Here is a 16930-nt window from a genome sequence, read left to right as displayed (position 1 = left end):
GCGCGGGGCATTGCTGTCAGGTTTCAGCCGCCTGAATGTGGGGCCCGGATCATGCCGTGCGGCGCCGGCGACAGGCGCTCATTGCTCGAAGCGACGCGGGGCGTCATAATGTAGCCCCTTTTTTCTGTCCCTACATGTGGAAGGTTCCCGTGACTCAGAAGCCCGACCAGTGTCTTGGTGAGTGGATCGATCGTGAAGCGCTTGCAGAAGCGATGATCCCGCTTATCGGTCAGCTCTACCGCAATAACAATGTGGTGAGCTCGATCTATGGCCGTAGCCTGATCAACCGTTCGGTGATCGCGATCCTCAAAGCCCACCGCTTTGCCCGTCATCGCCAGACCGACGAAACCGAACTGTCTGTCCACGAGACATTCCCGCTGCTCAAGGCCATGAGCGAGCTCAAGCTGGGCGCCGCTTCGGTCGACCTGGGCAAGCTGGCCAACAAGTTCAAGCAAGAAGGCAACGGCCGCAGCGCCGAGCAGTTCGTGCGTGAAGAAATGGCCGACGTGGTTGGCCAGCAGAACGCCTCCGCACGCAAGGGCACCGACGTGGTCCTGTACGGCTTCGGTCGTATCGGCCGTCTGCTGGCGCGTATCCTGATCGAGAAGACCGGTGGTGGCGACGGCCTGCGCCTGCGTGCCATCGTTGTGCGCAAGGGCGCCGAGAACGACCTGATCAAGCGCGCCAGCCTGCTGCGTCGCGACTCGGTGCACGGTCCGTTCGATGGCACCATCACCATCGACGAAGAAAACAACACCATCACCGCCAACGGCAACCTGATCCAGGTTATCTACGCGAAGAACCCGAGCGAAGTCGACTATACCCAGTACGGTATCGAGAACGCCCTGGTGGTCGACAACACCGGCGTCTGGCGCGATGCCGACGGCCTGGGCCAGCACCTGGCCTGCCCGGGTGCCGCACGCGTTATCCTCACCGCACCGGGCAAGGGCGCGCTGAAGAACATCGTGCACGGCATCAACCACGCCGACATCAGCCCTGACGACAAGATCATCTCGGCGGCTTCCTGCACCACCAACGCCATCGTGCCGGTGCTCAAGGCAGTCAACGACAAGTTCGGCATCGTCAACGGTCACGTCGAAACCGTTCACTCGTACACCAACGACCAGAACCTGATCGACAACTTCCACAAGGGCAGCCGCCGTGGTCGTTCCGCTGCGCTGAACATGGTCATCACCGAGACCGGCGCCGCCACTGCCGCTGCCAAGGCGCTGCCAGTGCTCAAGGGCAAGCTGACCGGTAACGCGATCCGCGTTCCGACGCCGAACGTCTCGATGGCGATCCTGAACCTGAACCTGGAAAAGGCCACCAGCCGCGACGAGATCAACGAGTACCTGCGCCAGATGGCCATGCACTCGGACCTGCACAAGCAGATCGACTTCGTCAGCTCGCAGGAAGTGGTTTCCAGCGACTTCGTCGGCTCGCGTCACGCCGGTGTGGTCGATGCCGAGGCCACCATCTGCAACGACAACCGCGTTGTACTGTACGTTTGGTACGACAACGAGTTCGGTTACAGCTGTCAGGTAGTGCGCGTGATGGAAGACATGGCCGGGGTCAACCCGCCAGCGTTCCCACGCTAAGCATTACGTTGCGTTGAAAGAACGGGAGCCTGCGGGTTCCCGTTTTTTTTTGGCTTCAGAAAAGGAGGCGTCGTGTGAAAAAGGGATGGGCTGCGCTGCCTGCCCTGGTGGCATTGCTGGCCGGTTGCGAGCACAGGGATTCGATCGAGCGCATCAGTGGCCCGACCATGGGCAGCAGCTACACCGTGCAGTACGTGCGCAAGGCCGGCGGCCCGACGCCTGGGCAGGTGCAGCAGGAGGTCGAGGCGATCCTGCAGGGCATCGACCAGCGCTTCTCCACCTACCGCAGCGATTCACTGGTGGGGCAGTTCAACCAGTTGCCCGCCAACCGCTGCCAGGCGATGCCGGCCGACGTGCTGCAGCTTGTGCGGGTAGGTGAGCAGCTCTCGCGCCAGAGTGACGGTGCCTTCGATCTCACGGTGGAGCCGCTGCTCGACCTGTGGGGCTTCGGGCCCCAGGCGCGTGAAGAGAAGGTGCCCGATGCCCGGCGGCTGGCGCAGGTGCGCGAGCGGGTGGGGTATACCCACTTGCGTATCGAAGGCCAGCAACTGTGCAAGGACGCTGGCGTCGAGGTCGACTTCAACAGCATCGCCGCCGGGCATGCGGTCGACCTGATCGTGGCACGTATGCAAGCCCTGGGGGTCGAAAGCTTTCTGGTGGAGGCTACCGGTGAGCTCAAGGCAATGGGGCGCAAGCCCGATGGCAGTGCCTGGCGCATTGCACTCGAACTGCCGCGCGACGATCTGCAGATAGCCCAGCAGGTGTTGCCGCTGGAGGGGTACGGGGTGTCCACGTCGGGTGACTACCGCAATTATTTCGAGGAGAATGGCCAACGTTATTCGCATACCTTCGATGCGCGCCTGGGCACCCCGGTGGCCCATGCGTTGGCGGCGGTGACGGTGCTGGCGCCCACTGCGCTGATGGCTGACGGGTACTCGACCCTGTTGCTGATCCTGGGCCCGGAGCAGGGTTGGCGCTTCGCGCTCGAGCATCGGATTGCGGCAGTGTTCGTGAATCGGGTCGAGGGTGGGTTCGTTTCCCGGGCCACGCCAGCATTCAACAGCATTGCGGGGAAATGAAAGGCTTCGCCAGCAAGGCGGCCTACATGTAGTGCAGAGAAAAATAGCCTACGACGCGACCAAGGGTTAATGTGCGCGGCGTTCAAGCTTGATTAGACTGCACCCGAATTTTTGCATGGCGCCGATGGCGGCATGATGTAGCCCCGGAGGTCAATCTGGCGTCCGGGCCTGTTCTGAAGGAGTACGCATGGCTGTCTACAACTACGACGTAGTGGTGCTGGGTTCCGGCCCGGCAGGAGAAGGGGCGGCAATGAACGCCGCCAAAGCAGGACGCAAGGTAGCGATGGTCGATAGCCGTCGCCAGGTCGGCGGTAACTGCACCCATCTGGGCACCATCCCGTCCAAGGCCCTGCGTCACTCGGTGCGCCAGATCATGCAGTTCAACACCAACCCGATGTTCCGGGCCATCGGTGAGCCGCGCTGGTTCTCCTTCCCCGACGTGCTCAAAAGCGCCGAGAAGGTCATCTCCAAGCAGGTCGCCTCGCGCACTGGCTACTACGCCCGCAACCGCGTTGACGTGTTCTTCGGCACCGGCAGCTTCGCCGACGAGCAGACCATCGAAGTGGTCTGCGCCAACGGTGTGGTCGAGAAGCTGGTAGCCAAGCACATCATCATCGCCACCGGCTCGCGCCCGTATCGCCCGGCCGATATCGATTTCCATCACCCGCGCATCTACGATAGCGACACCATCCTGAGCCTGGGCCACACCCCGCGCAAACTGATCGTGTACGGCGCCGGCGTCATCGGCTGCGAGTACGCCTCGATCTTCAGCGGCCTGGGCGTGCTGGTGGAGCTGGTGGACAACCGCGGCCAGCTGCTGAGCTTCCTGGACTCGGAAATCTCCCAGGCCCTGAGCTATCACTTCAGCAACAACAACATCACCGTGCGCCACAACGAAGAGTACGAGCGCGTCGAAGGCCTGGACAACGGTGTGATCTTGCACCTGAAGTCGGGCAAGAAGATCAAGGCCGACGCTTTGCTGTGGTGCAACGGGCGTACCGGCAACACCGACCGCCTGGGCCTGGAAAACATCGGCGTGAAGGTCAACAGCCGTGGCCAGATCGAAGTGGACGAGGCCTACCGCACCTGCGTGCCGAACATCTATGGTGCCGGTGACGTGATCGGCTGGCCAAGCCTGGCCAGTGCCGCCCACGACCAGGGCCGCTCGGCCGCCGGCAGCATCGTCGACAATGGCAGCTGGCGCTTCGTCAACGACGTGCCGACCGGCATCTACACCATTCCGGAGATCAGCTCGATCGGCAAGAACGAGCAGGAGCTGACCCAGGCCAAGGTGCCGTACGAAGTGGGCAAGGCGTTCTTCAAGGGCATGGCCCGGGCGCAGATCGCCGGCGAGCCGCAAGGCATGCTCAAGATCCTGTTCCACCGCGAGACGCTGCAGATCCTCGGCGTGCACTGCTTCGGCTACCAGGCCTCGGAGATCGTGCACATCGGTCAGGCGATCATGGGCCAGCCGGGCGAGCAGAACACGCTGAAGTACTTCGTCAACACCACCTTCAACTACCCGACCATGGCCGAAGCCTATCGGGTTGCCGCCTACGACGGTCTCAACCGGCTTTTTTGAGCGGCTCCGGCCGGTGGCCTGAGCCGGCCGGGGAGACCGATTTCAGCGATTCTCGAGGGTGGCGCTGGCCAAACCGGGAAAGTCTGTAATCAGGCTGTCTACGCCGAAGTCGGCGAGTCGGAGCATCAGCGCCGGCTCGTTGACTGTCCACACCGACACATGCAACCCCTGACGCTGGGCCTTGGCCAGGCGCTCGGGGGTGCAGTGCGTCCAGTTCAGCGCCAGCAGTTCGCAACCGTAGTTCTGCGCGACCTTCAACGGGTCGAGCCAGGTGTATTCCGCGACCAGCCCGCGGGACACGTCCGGGGTCAGCTCCAGGGCGGCGCCCAGCACCTCCCGCGAGCTTGAGGTGATGGTGACCTTGTCCAGCAGGCCGAAGCGCTGGGCCATTTCGCGAATCGCCAGCACCGTGGTGGCAGCGCGGGTGCGCGAGGCACTCTTGACCTCCAGCTGCCAGTGGTCGAAATCACATTTCTCGAACAGCTCTTCCAGGCGTGGAATCGGGCAGGGGTTGACCCAGCCCGGGCCGCCCTTGCGCGCATCGTAGGTCACCAGGTCGGCGGCGCTGTGCTCCACCACCTTGCCGCCACGGCCGGTGGTGCGCTTGAGGCTGGGGTCATGAATGACCATCAGCTCGTTGTCGGAGGACAGGTGCAGGTCCAGCTCGCAACGGCGAACGCCGTGGCTCAGGCATTGCTGGAAACTGGTCAGGGTATTCTCGGGGGCTTCGCCCTTGGCGCCGCGGTGGCCGTAAATCAGGGTCACGTTCGTTCCTTCAAGCAAGACGGAAAATCAGGAGGCAGGCGGGGTGTTCTGTTCCAGTGCCTGGCGGCGTTGCAGTGCCTGTTTCTGCAGGATATAGCGCGCCAGCAACTGGCGCTGGGCGTCGGTCATCTCGACGAATTCGGCGCCGATGTCGAACAGGCCGTCAGCGGCCTTGTCGCAGTGGGTCACCTTGGCCCGCAGCAGCAGGCCCAGGGCCTGGGGCATCAGCACCATCTTCACCGAGACGCGGCTGCCGGCGGTGATGGCCTGGGCCTGGTGCACCTCGACGCCACCTTCGGAGAGAGTCACCGGGCGCGCCTCGCCGATCTGCCCCAGCAGGGTTTGCGCAACCACGGCGCTGAGCAGGTCGATGCGTTTGTTCTGGGCCTTGAGAAAGGCTGCCAGGGTGCGGTCCTTGTCACTGAGCTGGCGCAGCAGGTGCTGGGACTCGAACTCGCTCAGGTGCAGTTCGCTGAGCAGGTTGAAGAGTGGTGAAGCATCTTGCAACAACTCGCCGCCCAAGGCCTCGGCGGCGCTCAGAGGGGTAATTTCCAGTGCGATCCTGTCCTCGATACGGTAGTATTCGCGGCGATCTTCTTCATCTAATGTCGACATGGCGAACCCATGGTAGCGGCGGTGGTCTGAGTGTAAAGCTGCTATTCAAGCCCCGCCACAAGGACGTTCCTCTTTCCTCCGAACAAGCCCCGACATGTTCAGACCTCTTTTCGTATTTATCGGTACGCGTTACACCCGTGCCAAACGTCGCAATCACTTCGTCTCGTTCATTTCGCTGACCTCGATGATCGGCCTCGCCCTGGGCGTGGTGGTGATGATCGTGGTGCTGTCGGTGATGAATGGCTTCGATCATGAAATGCGTACCCGCGTATTGGGCATGGTGCCCCATGCCACCCTCGAGACCGGACAGCCGATCAGCGACTGGCCAGCCCTTGCCGATACAGTAAAGCAGAACCCGGCGGTGCTGGCGGTGGCGCCGTTCACCCAGATGCAGGGCCTGCTGACCCATGACGGCAAGGTACAGAAGGTGCTGCTCAACGGTATTGACCCGGCGCAAGAGCGCAAGGTGTCGATCATCGACGACTTCGTGCGCGAGGGTAAGCTCGACGCGCTGGCGCCGGGCAGCTTCGGCATCATGATCGGCGACAAGGCCGCAGCCAAGCTGGGCGTGGGCATCGGCGACAAGCTGACCTTCGTCGCCCCAGAGGTCACCGTGACCCCGGCCGGCATGTTCCCGCGCATGAAGCGCTTCACCGTGGTCGGCATCTTCCACGTGGGCGCCGGCGAGATCGACGGCTACCTGGGCCTGACCAACCTGTCGGACCTGTCGCGCCTGCACCGCTGGAAGGCCGACCAGGTGCAGGGCCTGCGCCTGAAGTTCGACGACCTGTTCCAGGCACCCCGCGAGGCCTGGAACATCGCCCAGAAGCTGGGCGAGCACGAGTTCTACGCCCGTGACTGGACCCGCAGCCACGGCAACCTGTACCAGGCCATCCGCATGGAAAAAGCCATGATCGGCCTGCTGTTGCTGCTGATTGTCGCGGTGGCGGCGTTCAACATCATTTCCACGCTGGTGATGGTGGTCAACGACAAGAAGGGCGACATCGCCATCCTGCGCACGCTGGGCTCCACGCCGGGTCAGATCATGGCCATCTTCATGGTGCAGGGCACCGTGATCGGCGTGGTCGGCACCCTGATCGGCGCCGTGGTCGGCATTGCCGCCGCGCTCAACGTGAGTGCAGCGATTGCCGGCCTCGAGCGGTTGATGGGGCACAAGTTCCTCAACGCCGACGTGTACTTCATCGACTACCTGCCGTCCCAGGTCATGGCCGAAGACGTGTGGATGGTCTGCGGTGCGGCGCTGGTCCTGAGTTTCCTCGCCACCCTGTATCCGGCCTGGCGTGCGGCGCGCACCCAGCCTGCGGAGGCGCTACGTTATGAGTGAGTTGGGCATGAGTGATAAAGCAGTGCTGAGTTGCCGCAACCTGGGCAAATCCTACGAGGAAGGCCCGGAGTCGGTGCAAGTGTTGTCGGGCCTGCAGCTGGAGCTGCACCCGGGTGAGCGCGTGGCGATCGTCGGCAGTTCGGGGTCGGGCAAGAGTACCTTGCTCAACCTGCTGGGTGGCCTCGATACCCCGACCCAGGGCAGCGTATGGCTGGCCGGTGAAGAACTGTCGGCGCTGGGCGAGCGTGCACGTGGCCTGCTGCGCAACCGCGCACTGGGCTTCGTCTACCAGTTCCACCACCTGCTGCCGGAGTTCACCGCGCTGGAGAACGTGTGCATGCCGCTGCTGATCGGCCGCACGCCGATCCCCGAGGCGCGCGAACGTGCCGAGGCGCTGCTCACGCGTGTCGGCCTGGGCCATCGCCTGACGCACAAGCCATCCGAGCTGTCCGGCGGCGAGCGCCAGCGCGTGGCGATTGCCCGGGCGCTGGTCAACCGGCCCGGGCTGGTGATGCTCGACGAGCCTACCGGCAACCTCGACCACCACACCGCACAGGGCATCCAGGACCTGATGCAGGAGCTGAGCAGCTCCTCGCAGACCGCGTTCCTGGTGGTGACCCACGACCTCAACCTGGCGCGGCAGATGGACCGTGTGCTGCGCCTGGAAGACGGGCGTCTGGTTTCGATCTGACCTGGCAGTACAGGTGGCCCGCCGTGCATGGCGGGCCCCTTGTCTCTTTTCTTTACCTGGGTGCTTCAGTTCATGTTCAGACCCTTGTCAATTTTCATCGGTGCGCGTTACACCCGTGCCAAGCGCCGCAACCATTTCATCTCGTTCATCTCGATGACCTCGATGATCGGCCTGTCCCTGGGCGTGCTGGCGATGATCGTGGTGCTGTCGGTGATGAACGGCTTCCAGCGTGAAATGAGTGCGCGGATCCTGGGCATGGTGCCGCATGCCGCCGTGCTGGGCGCCCAGCCGCTGGACAACTGGCAGGCGGTGGCCGATGCCGCGTTGAAGAACCCCGAAGTGCTGGCCGCTGCGCCGCTGACCGAGATGGAAGGCATGCTCTCCTACAAGGGCGCGATGCAGCCGATCCAGATCAGCGGCATCGACCCTGCGCAGGAAGGCAAGGTCTCGATCGTGGCCGACCACATCGTTCAGGGCCGACTCGACGACCTCAAGCCGGGCGAGTTCGGCGTGGTGGTAGGCGAGATGACGGCGCGTCGGTTTGGCCTCAGGGTCGGTGACAAGCTGACCCTGATCGTGCCCGAGGTGAGCACCGCGCCCGGCGGCATCACCCCGCGCATGCAGCGCCTCAACGTGGTCGGCGTGTTCAAGGTGGGCGCCGAGCTGGATGGCTCCATGGGCCTGATCCACATGGCCGATGCGGCGAGCATGCAGCGCTGGGCGCCGAACCAGGTGCAGGGCGTGCGGCTCAAGGTCAAGGACCTGTATGCCGCGCCGCAGGTGTCCAGGGCGATAGTGGGCGAACTGGGCGAGCAGTACCGCGCCGATGACTGGACACACACCCAGGGCAGCCTGTTCAGTGCCATGAAGATGGAAAAGACCATGATCGGCCTGCTGCTGATGATGATCATTGCGGTGGCGGCGTTCAACATCATTGCCACCCTGATCATGGTGGTGAACGACAAGGGCGCGGACATCGCCATCCTGCGTACCATCGGCGCGACGCCGGCGCAGATAATGGGTACGTTCATGGTGCAGGGCAGCCTGATCGGTGTGGTGGGCACCTTGATCGGTGGTGTGCTCGGTGTGATCGCGGCGCTCAATGTGAGCCAGATCGTCGGCTGGCTGGAGCGGGTCAGCGGGCAGCATATCTTTACCTCGGACGTGTACTTCATCAGTACGCTGCCATCGGAACTGCAATGGGGCGATGTGGCGCTGATCTGCACGGCGGGGTTGGTGATGAGCTTTCTGGCCACCCTGTATCCGGCGTGGCGTGCTTCGCAGGTCGAGCCGGCGTACGCCTTGCGGTACGAGTGATGCCACCGCTCTTGTAGGAGCCGGCGTTTCCGGCGAAGCGGACACACTGCCTGGCCATGTTCAGGCATGTCGCATGCGCCGATTCGCCGGCAACGCCGGCTCCTACAGGGCTGCGTTGTGTTCCGGCAAGTCGATCAGGAACCGCGTCCACCCCTGCGCCGATTCGGCACTGATCACCCCACCGTGCGCCTGCACGATCGAACGGGTGATCGCCAGCCCCAGCCCCGCATGTTCGCTGCTGCCTTCCCGGCGTGCCGGGTCGGCCCGGTAGAACCGGTCGAACAGCCGCGGCAATAGCGCTGCATCGATCGGCGCCCCGCGATTGGCCACCACCAGGCGAACCCTGCCATCACCCTGCGCAATCTCGACCCGTATCTCGCCCTGTGCCGGGGTAAAGCGCAGCGCGTTGTCCAGCAGGTTGGACAGGGCCCGTCGCAGCATGTTGCGGTCTCCCGTCAGCTCGGCCAGCCCTTCGCGGCTCAGGCTGATCTGTGCATCCTCGGCCAGTGGCGCGTAGTACTCGATCAAGGCATCGGCCTCCTGGTCCAGCGCCAGGGGCTCGCGATTGGGCATCAGCAGGCCGTGGTCGGCCTTGGCCAGGTACAGCATGTCGTTGACCAGTTGCGCCATCCATTGCAGTTCCTCGAGGTTGCCGTGCAATGCCTCGCGATACTCCTCCAGGCTGCGCGGGCGGGTGAGGGTGACCTGGGTGTGGGTCAGCAGGTTGGACAGCGGCGTGCGCAGCTCGTGGGCAATGTCGGCCGAGAAGGCCGACAGGCGCTGGAAGGCATCGTCCAGACGTTCGAGCATGGCATTCATGGTGCCGGCCAGTTGCGCCAGCTCTGGCGGCATCTGGGCCTGGGGCAGGCGTGTGGTCAGCGAGCGCGCCGAAACGCCGGCTGCCACCTCGCCCATCCGGCGCAGCGGACGCAAGCCACGGCGCACGGCCCAGGCACCGAGCAGCGCGGTGGCCAGCGCCGAAAGGCCCATCGTCAGCCAGATCAGGCGCTGCATGCGTTGCAGAAAGTGCTGGTGGTGGGTGATATCCAGAAACAGAGTGAGCCGGCTGCCGCCTTCAAGCACCACGCACAGGCTGCGAAAATCCATGCCTTCGCTGCGCAGGGTGCTCAGGCCCGGTATGTCGGGTGCGTCAGGCAGGCCGGGGCGGCTGGCAAACCACTGCGCCCCGTCGCTGCCACGAATGCGCAGTGCAAGGTCGGCCTGGTGGCTCAGTTCGCCGCGCAGCAGCGGTAGCCGCGCTGCCAGGCTCGGGCGGTCGTGCACGCCAACGAGCGCCTGGCGCAGTACCGACAGACGACTGTCGAGCAACTGCTGATCGAGCTCGATGAAGTGCGCCTCGCTGGCCCGGCTGAACAGGAGCCCCGCCGTCAGTGACACCGCCGCCGTGCAGGCGGCGAACAACAGCGCCAGGCGTGCGCCCAGGGACAATCTGCGCATCACGCCGGGCGCTCCTCGAGCACGTAGCCCATGCCGCGCACGGTGTGGATCAGCTTGTTGTCGTGGCCATCGTCGACCTTCAGGCGCAGGCGCCGGATCGCCACTTCGATCACATTGGTGTCGCTGTCGAAGTTCATGTCCCACACCTGCGAGGCGATCAGCGATTTGGGCAGCACCTCGCCCTGGCGGCGCAGCAGCAGTTCGAGCAGGGCGAACTCTTTGGCGGTGAGGTCGATGCGTGCCCCGGCGCGTTCCACCCGGCGGCGAATCAGGTCCAGGCGCAGGTCGGCCAGGTTCAGGGTGGTTTCCTGGGGCGGGCTGGCGCCGCGGCGCAGCAGGGTGCGGACCCGCGCCAGCAGTTCGGAGAACGCAAAGGGTTTGATCAGGTAATCGTCGGCGCCCAGTTCCAGGCCATGCACGCGGTCTTCTACCGCATCGCGGGCCGTGAGGAACAGCACCGGGGTGTCGAAGCCGGCCTCGCGCACGGCTTGCAGAATCTGCCAGCCGTCACGCCCAGGGAGCATCACGTCGAGAATCAGCAGGTCGTAGTCGCCGCTCAGGGCCAGGTGCTGACCGGTATCGCCGTCGGTGGCCAGTTCGGTGCTGAAGCCGGCTTCGTTGAGGCCCTGGCGCAGGTAGAGGCCGGTCTTGGGCTGGTCTTCGACGATCAACAGTTTCATGGGCTTCTCGGCAGCGTTGGGGGCTGGGTTTATACCCTGTGGCAGGGTGCGCGGGGCAAAGCTGACAAAGTTGTAATGTTTTCGTCAGGTGGTTGCCAGCGGCAGTTTTCTACAGTGCGGGGCATGAGCTTGCACATGATAGAGGATGCACGATGAAACGCTTGATGATCGCGAGCGCCCTGGCGCTGTGGAGCCTGCCGCTGCTGGCGGCACCCGGGCACGAGTACGCCTTCGGCAAGCCGGCTGCGGCGGCGCAGGCCACGCGCACGGTGGAGGTCGTGATGGGCGACATGTACTTCGAGCCGCGCGCGCTGCAGGTCAAGGCCGGCGAAACGGTGCGTTTCGTGCTGGTGAACAACGGCCAGGTGCCCCACGAGTTCAACCTGGGGGATGCGGCCATGCACGCCCGGCACCAGCAGGAGATGCTCGCCATGCAGGGGCAGATGGATCATTCGGCAATGGGACATGGCGGCATGAATCATGGCGGTGATGATCATGGTGCGATGGGTAGCGGCGGCATGCAGCATGACGACCCGAACATGGTGATGGTGGCGCCGGGCAAGCGCGCCGAACTGACCTGGACCTTCAGCCAGAGCACGCCGATCGAGTTCGCCTGCAACGTGCCGGGGCATTACCAGGCCGGCATGGTGGGCAAGCTGACTATCGCCAAATGACCAATGCAGCGCGCAAACCCGATAAACTAGACCAATTTCGTCCTTCAGGTTTGAGCCATGCATCCCGCCGCCGAACATTCGCCACTGGGCAAGTCCAGTGAATACATCAGCACCTACACGCCGTCGCTGCTGTTCGCCATCCCGCGTGCAGCCAAATGGGCCGAGCTTGGGGTCACCGCGCAAACGTTGCCGTGGTCGGGTGTGGATTACTGGAACTGCTTCGAGCTGTCCTGGCTGCTGCCTTCGGGCAAGCCGGTGGTGGCCATCGGCGAGTTCGCCATCCCGGCCGATTCGCCGGCCATCATCGAGTCCAAGTCGTTCAAGCTGTACCTGAACTCGCTGAACCAGACCGAGTTCGCCTCGGCGCAGGCGGTGCAGGCCTGTCTGGTCAAGGACCTGTCTGCGGCAGCCGGCAAGCCGGTAGGGGTGCGTATCCGCAGCCTGGCCGAGGTTCAGCGCGAGGGTGTGATGGCGCTGCCGGGCACCTGCATCGATGACCTGGAGGTCAGCATCAGCAACTACGAGCAGCCGCAACCGGAGCTGCTGCGCTGCGATGCCGAGCGTGTGGTGGAAGAGACCCTGCACAGCCATCTGCTCAAATCCAACTGCCCGGTGACCGGGCAGCCGGACTGGGGCAGCGTGACCGTCCATTACCGTGGCGCGGCGCTGGACCATGCCAGCCTGCTGACCTACCTGATCAGCTTCCGTCAGCATGCCGACTTCCACGAGCAATGCGTGGAACGTATCTACCTGGACCTCAAGCGCCTGCTCAACCCTGAGACCCTCACGGTGTATGCGCGCTACGTGCGCCGGGGCGGGCTGGACATCAACCCGTACCGCAGCACCGGGCCGGTCACCCTGAAGAACCTGCGCCTGGTTCGCCAGTAACGAAAAAGCCCCGTCCAGTGTGACGGGGCTTTCGTTTTTGCCGCGGGGTTCAGATGCCCATGCTTTGCAGGCTCTGAACGATGTTGCGCAGGGTGGCGGTCAGGCCCGGGTGCTCGACTTCGAAACGTTCGACGGCGAGGTTGACGCCGTCGACCAGGTTGTTGTCCGGGGTTACGGCCTCCAGTTCGATTTTTGCTTGGATCTGCGCCATCAGTTCGTGCAGCTCGACACGCTCCTGTTCCGAGAGCGGTGGGTTTTGCTCCAGTTGCTCGCGCAGGGCGTCGAGTTGCGCTTGAAGTTCGCGGGCAGGCATGGGTGTTCTCCCTCTATGAATAGGCTCAGACATGGACCCCGCGCGCGGGCGAAAGGTCCGTGCCTCGCTGTTCAGGTTAATCCACCCGGCGCCGCTTTGCATGACCCTGATCAATGTGCCTGTATCAGGGTTTTTCGCCCTTGAGGCGGCGCAGGCCGATATCGGCCAGGCAATCGGCCAGTTGTTCCAGCTGGTCGATCACCGAATGCACCCCCAGCCCGAACAGGTGAACGGTAGCCTTGCCTCGCTTGAGTTCGCGCTCGCGTTCCTCCAGTGCCTGCCAGGTAGCCTCGTCCAGCCCGCACAGCGAGCCGCACGAGGCCAGGCCCACGGTCCACAGCCCGGCGTTGAGCCCGGCCTGCAGCAGGCGCGGCTCGCCGCTGACCAGCACGCAGCCATCGAGCCGGTCGGCCTTGAGCTGCATCAGGGCGTGCCAGCAGGCATCCGGCGCGGGCCAGGGCGCGTGGCCGGTGGTATCCGGTCGGCGCACCCAGGCGGGCAGCGCCTGGCTCAGGTGTTGGCCCAGGGCAGCCGGCAGTTCGTCGAGCCAGGCACAGGGCACGCCGTGTTCCCGCAGCCAGTGCAGGGCGGGCAGGGCGCCTGGTGTAGGCCTGGCCGGTGCGTTGCCGGGCGCCTGGCATCGTGCGCCGAAGTCGACCAGGCAGCCGCGCAGGCCGAACAGCACGGCGGTGAAGGCGGGGGAATGGGGCATGGCAACGTCCCTGAAATAACCAGCAAGGCTAACGTCGGGGTGTGACCGTGGCGTGACGCTTTGATGACCTTCAGGCGGCTTTCACAAAATATCGACGCAGGTTGGAGGAAGCTGCCTAATCTGCCAGAGAGGCTTTATACTTGTTTCCTTTTGGCTGTCGACGGCCTGATGCCGGCGCAGTGCAATGTTTGCCTAGGAGAAATTTTATGCGTGGGATCGGTGCTGGCGTGATCGATCGTATGACCCGTGCCTGTGTCTGCGCGAGCCTGCTGCTGGCGCCGGTACTGGCCCAGGCGGCGACCGAGGAAGACCCGTGGGAGAGCATCAACCGGCCGATCTTCCGGTTCAACGACACGATCGATACCTACGCGCTCAAGCCGCTGGCCCAGGGCTACCAGTGGGTGACGCCGCAGTTTCTCGAGGACGGCATCCACAACATGTTCCGCAACCTTGGTGACGTGACCAACCTTGCCAACAACGTGTTGCAGCTCAAGCCCCACGCAGCCGGCGTGGATACCGCGCGGTTGATCGTCAACACCACCTTCGGCCTGGCCGGCTTCTTCGATGTGGGTACCAAGATGGGCCTGCAGCGCAGCGACGAGGACTTCGGCCAGACCCTCGGCTACTGGGGTGTAGGCAGTGGCCCGTACGTGATGCTGCCGCTGCTTGGGCCGAGCACCGTGCGCGATGCGATCGCCAAGTACCCGGATACCTACACCGAACCCTACCGCTACATGGAACATGTGCCCACCCGCAACACCGCAATCGCGGTGGACGTGGTGGACACCCGTGCCAGCCTGCTGTCGGCCGAGAAGATGATCCGTGGCGACAAGTACAGCTTCATCCGCAACGCCTACCTGCAGAACCGCGAGTTCAAGGTCAAGGACGGGGATGTAAAAGACGATTTCTGATCGTGATGCATGAAAAAGGCGGCCATGGCCGCCTTTTTCATGCCTGCTGTTCAGCTCATCGCAAGGATCTTGAGGCCCAGCTTCTGCTGGCCCTGGGGCTGATCGGCAATCCACACCACTTGCGTTGTGGCGTGCAGGCCCTTGAGTGAAGGGTGGTCCGAATCGATGCTGACGCTGAGGTTGTCTCCAACCTGAAAGGTTTTCGCTGCCTGTACCTGCATGCCGCTGCTCGAGAGGTCCAGGCACACCGCCGCAATCACTTGCTCGGCATGTATCAGGGTAACGTCGGTATCTACCCGCATCCTGATGAAATCACGCTTCTCGCTATAGTCGGCGTGGTTCTGGCTCATGCCTGCATCCTTCCATTGGGTTGCGATAGAAGGGGTTTTTATAACTCCCGGTGATTTGTGCTGTAAAGAGCACAGGCGACCATCGGTGCATGCTTGAAACCCCCGGCGGATGGGAGTACCGTCTGCGCCTTACAGGGCACCTCTGACATTTGCCGGGCAGGCCTTTTGTCCTACACCTGAAATGCAAGAGTGGCTAGAAGTGAATCCAGTAAGCGGGCCTCGTTTTGCCTGGCCGCCTACCCCAACCTATTTCTGGCGCCGTTTGCCCACATGCAGAAAAACAGTGCAACGCTGCTGATAATCGATGATGACGATGTAGTGCGTGCGAGCCTCGCCGCCTACCTGGAAGACAGCGGCTTCAGCGTCCTGCAGGCAAGCAACGGCCAGCAGGGTCTCCAGGTCTTCGAGCAGGAACAGCCTGATCTGGTGATCTGCGATCTGCGCATGCCGCAAATGGGCGGCCTGGAGCTGATTCGCCAGGTTACCGAGCGTGCCCCCGACCTGCCGGTGATCGTGGTGTCGGGCGCGGGCGTGATGAACGATGCCGTCGAAGCGTTGCGCCTGGGTGCTGCCGACTACCTGATCAAGCCCCTGGAAGACCTGGCAGTGCTGGAGCACTCGGTTCGCCGGGCGTTGGATCGGGCGCATCTGGTACTGGAAAACCAGCGTTACCGCGACAAGCTCGAAACCGCCAACCGTGAGCTGGAGGCCAGCCTGCACCTGCTGCAGGAAGACCAGACTGCCGGGCGCCAGGTGCAGATGAACATGCTGCCGGAGAACCCCTGGAAGGCCGGAGACCTGCGTTTCGAACACCAGATCATTCCGTCTCTGTACCTGTCTGGCGATTTCACCGATTACTTTCGTGTCGACGAGCGACGCGTGGCGTTCTACCTGGCCGACGTGTCCGGCCATGGTGCCTCCTCGGCGTTCGTGACTGTGCTGCTCAAGTTCATGACCACGCGCCTGCTGTTCGAATTCAAGCGCGCCGGCACCTTGCCCGAGTTCAAGCCGTCCGAGGTGCTCGGGCATATCAACCGCGGCCTGATCAATTGCAGGCTGGGCAAGCACGTGACCATGGTGGGCGGCGTGATCGACGAGCACACCGGCCTGATGACCTACAGCATCGGCGGCCATCTGCCGTTGCCGGTGCTGTACACCCCGGACGACACCCGGTACCTCGAAGGGCGCGGCCTGCCGGTGGGGCTGTTCGACGAGGCCACCTACCAGGATCACGTTCTGGAGTTGCCGCCGCAGTTCAGCCTCACATTGCTGTCTGATGGCATTCTGGACCTTTTGCCTGGCGACACACTCAAAGATAAGGAGGCTGCCTTGCCTGAAATCATCAAGGCAGCAGGTGGCAGCCTGGATGGGCTGCGCCAACGATTCGAATTGGCTACGCTTGGGGAGATGCCGGATGATATCGCCCTAATGGTGTTGAGCAGGAACCTTCAATGAGTACTGGAAGAATCCAGTTTGCCGAGCAGAATGGCACCTTTGTTCTGAAGTTCGTCGGTGAAGTGCGTCTGACCCTGTGTTCGGCGCTGGATGCAACGATTGAAAAGATCTTCACGGCGCTGAATTTCTCGGCGATCGTCATCGATCTTACCGAAACCAACAGTATCGACAGCACCACTCTGGGCCTGCTGGCCAAGTTGTCGATCCTGTCGCGGCAGAAGGTCGGCCTGCTGCCCACGGTGGTGACTACCCATGCCGATATCACCCGGCTTCTGCAGTCGATGGGGTTCGATCAGGTGTTCAACATCGTCGATCGTCCAATCCCGTGCCCCGAGTGCCTGACCGATCTGCCGTCCCAGGACCAGAACGAAGAGGTAGTGCGCGCCAAGGTGCTGGAAGCGCACAAGATCCTCATGGGCCTGAACGACTCCAACCGCGAAGCCTTCCACGACCTGGTCAACGCCCTGGAGCGGACCTGATCGATCCTGGCGCCCTGT

18 protein-coding genes are annotated in these 16930 nt (G+C 63.5%); 11 read left to right on the top strand and 7 right to left on the bottom strand.

What is annotated here, in order from left to right; all coding sequences use genetic code 11:
* Nucleotides 1–134: 134 nt before the first annotated feature.
* The 3 genes from KH389_RS18490 to sthA all read left to right on the top strand — a co-directional run bounded on the left by KH389_RS18490 (nt 135) and on the right by sthA (nt 4259).
* Nucleotides 135–1598, top strand: a complete 1464-nt coding sequence (locus KH389_RS18490) for a glyceraldehyde-3-phosphate dehydrogenase (protein ID WP_043864557.1) — start codon at nt 135–137, stop codon at nt 1596–1598.
* A gap of 167 nt (nt 1599–1765) precedes the next feature.
* Nucleotides 1766–2677 carry an FAD:protein FMN transferase gene (locus KH389_RS18485; RefSeq protein WP_100633411.1) on the top strand — a complete coding sequence of 304 codons (912 nt, stop codon included), beginning with the start codon at nt 1766–1768 and terminating at the stop codon, nt 2675–2677.
* A gap of 187 nt (nt 2678–2864) precedes the next feature.
* On the top strand, nt 2865–4259 hold the full coding sequence (sthA, locus tag KH389_RS18480; protein ID WP_043864555.1) for a Si-specific NAD(P)(+) transhydrogenase: 1395 nt from the start codon (nt 2865–2867) through the stop codon (nt 4257–4259).
* A gap of 42 nt (nt 4260–4301) precedes the next feature.
* Here sthA and KH389_RS18475 read toward each other — a convergent pair whose 3' ends face one another.
* Entirely contained in the window at nt 4302–5024 is a 723-nt protein-coding gene (locus KH389_RS18475) for a glycerophosphodiester phosphodiesterase (RefSeq protein ID WP_043864554.1), read from the bottom strand.
* A 27-nt stretch (nt 5025–5051) separates the two neighbouring features.
* Nucleotides 5052–5639, bottom strand: a complete 588-nt coding sequence (locus tag KH389_RS18470; RefSeq protein ID WP_043864553.1) for a PilZ domain-containing protein — start codon at nt 5637–5639, stop codon at nt 5052–5054.
* A 94-nt stretch (nt 5640–5733) separates the two neighbouring features.
* Between KH389_RS18470 and KH389_RS18465 the strand changes: the two genes are divergently transcribed.
* From KH389_RS18465 to KH389_RS18455, 3 genes are all read left to right on the top strand, one after another.
* Nucleotides 5734–6984, top strand: coding sequence for a lipoprotein-releasing ABC transporter permease subunit (locus tag KH389_RS18465; RefSeq protein ID WP_054916186.1), 1251 nt, complete (start codon nt 5734–5736; stop codon nt 6982–6984).
* Nucleotides 6985–6991: 7 nt separating this feature from the next.
* A complete protein-coding gene (gene lolD, locus KH389_RS18460; protein ID WP_173925058.1) occupies nt 6992–7675 on the top strand; it encodes a lipoprotein-releasing ABC transporter ATP-binding protein LolD in 684 nt (227 codons plus the stop codon).
* 72 nt (nt 7676–7747) lie between these two features.
* Nucleotides 7748–8992: a lipoprotein-releasing ABC transporter permease subunit gene (locus tag KH389_RS18455; RefSeq protein ID WP_043864660.1), complete on the top strand. Its 1245-nt coding sequence runs from the start codon at nt 7748–7750 to the stop codon at nt 8990–8992.
* Nucleotides 8993–9094: 102 nt separating this feature from the next.
* Here the strand turns inward: KH389_RS18455 and KH389_RS18450 are convergent, their stop codons facing one another.
* A complete protein-coding gene (locus KH389_RS18450) occupies nt 9095–10453 on the bottom strand; it encodes a heavy metal sensor histidine kinase (RefSeq protein ID WP_100633166.1) in 1359 nt (452 codons plus the stop codon).
* Nucleotides 10450–11130, bottom strand: coding sequence for a heavy metal response regulator transcription factor (locus KH389_RS18445; protein ID WP_043864549.1), 681 nt, complete (start codon nt 11128–11130; stop codon nt 10450–10452). The genes KH389_RS18450 and KH389_RS18445 overlap by 4 nt, the downstream gene beginning before the upstream one ends.
* A gap of 152 nt (nt 11131–11282) precedes the next feature.
* Here KH389_RS18445 and KH389_RS18440 point away from each other — a divergent pair, with 152 nt between their 5' ends.
* Together KH389_RS18440 and queF are read left to right on the top strand one after the other, a co-directional pair.
* Nucleotides 11283–11804, top strand: coding sequence for a cupredoxin domain-containing protein (locus KH389_RS18440; protein WP_043864548.1), 522 nt, complete (start codon nt 11283–11285; stop codon nt 11802–11804).
* A gap of 57 nt (nt 11805–11861) precedes the next feature.
* Nucleotides 11862–12692, top strand: a complete 831-nt coding sequence (gene queF, locus KH389_RS18435) for an NADPH-dependent 7-cyano-7-deazaguanine reductase QueF (RefSeq protein ID WP_100633167.1) — start codon at nt 11862–11864, stop codon at nt 12690–12692.
* A gap of 49 nt (nt 12693–12741) precedes the next feature.
* Here queF and KH389_RS18430 read toward each other — a convergent pair whose 3' ends face one another.
* Together KH389_RS18430 and KH389_RS18425 are read right to left on the bottom strand one after the other, a co-directional pair.
* Nucleotides 12742–13005, bottom strand: coding sequence for a DUF4404 family protein (locus KH389_RS18430; protein ID WP_043864546.1), 264 nt, complete (start codon nt 13003–13005; stop codon nt 12742–12744).
* A gap of 124 nt (nt 13006–13129) precedes the next feature.
* Nucleotides 13130–13717, bottom strand: a complete 588-nt coding sequence (locus KH389_RS18425) for an HAD superfamily inactivated hydrolase PcrP (RefSeq protein ID WP_054916180.1) — start codon at nt 13715–13717, stop codon at nt 13130–13132.
* 206 nt (nt 13718–13923) lie between these two features.
* Between KH389_RS18425 and KH389_RS18420 the strand changes: the two genes are divergently transcribed.
* On the top strand, nt 13924–14628 hold the full coding sequence (locus tag KH389_RS18420) for an MlaA family lipoprotein (protein ID WP_213606008.1): 705 nt from the start codon (nt 13924–13926) through the stop codon (nt 14626–14628).
* A 50-nt stretch (nt 14629–14678) separates the two neighbouring features.
* Here the strand turns inward: KH389_RS18420 and KH389_RS18415 are convergent, their stop codons facing one another.
* Nucleotides 14679–14978 carry a PilZ domain-containing protein gene (locus KH389_RS18415; RefSeq protein ID WP_043864543.1) on the bottom strand — a complete coding sequence of 100 codons (300 nt, stop codon included), beginning with the start codon at nt 14976–14978 and terminating at the stop codon, nt 14679–14681.
* A 270-nt stretch (nt 14979–15248) separates the two neighbouring features.
* Between KH389_RS18415 and rssB the strand changes: the two genes are divergently transcribed.
* Nucleotides 15249–16433: a two-component system response regulator RssB gene (gene rssB / locus KH389_RS18410; protein WP_043864542.1), complete on the top strand. Its 1185-nt coding sequence runs from the start codon at nt 15249–15251 to the stop codon at nt 16431–16433.
* Entirely contained in the window at nt 16430–16912 is a 483-nt protein-coding gene (gene rssC / locus KH389_RS18405) for an anti-sigma factor antagonist RssC (RefSeq protein ID WP_043864541.1), read from the top strand. The genes rssB and rssC overlap by 4 nt, the downstream gene beginning before the upstream one ends.
* Nucleotides 16913–16930 lie beyond the last annotated feature (18 nt).

Source organism: Pseudomonas qingdaonensis, from assembly GCF_018398475.1.
Lineage (GTDB): Bacteria > Pseudomonadota > Gammaproteobacteria > Pseudomonadales > Pseudomonadaceae > Aquipseudomonas > Aquipseudomonas palmensis.
This window is presented reverse-complemented; position numbering and strand designations above follow the sequence as displayed.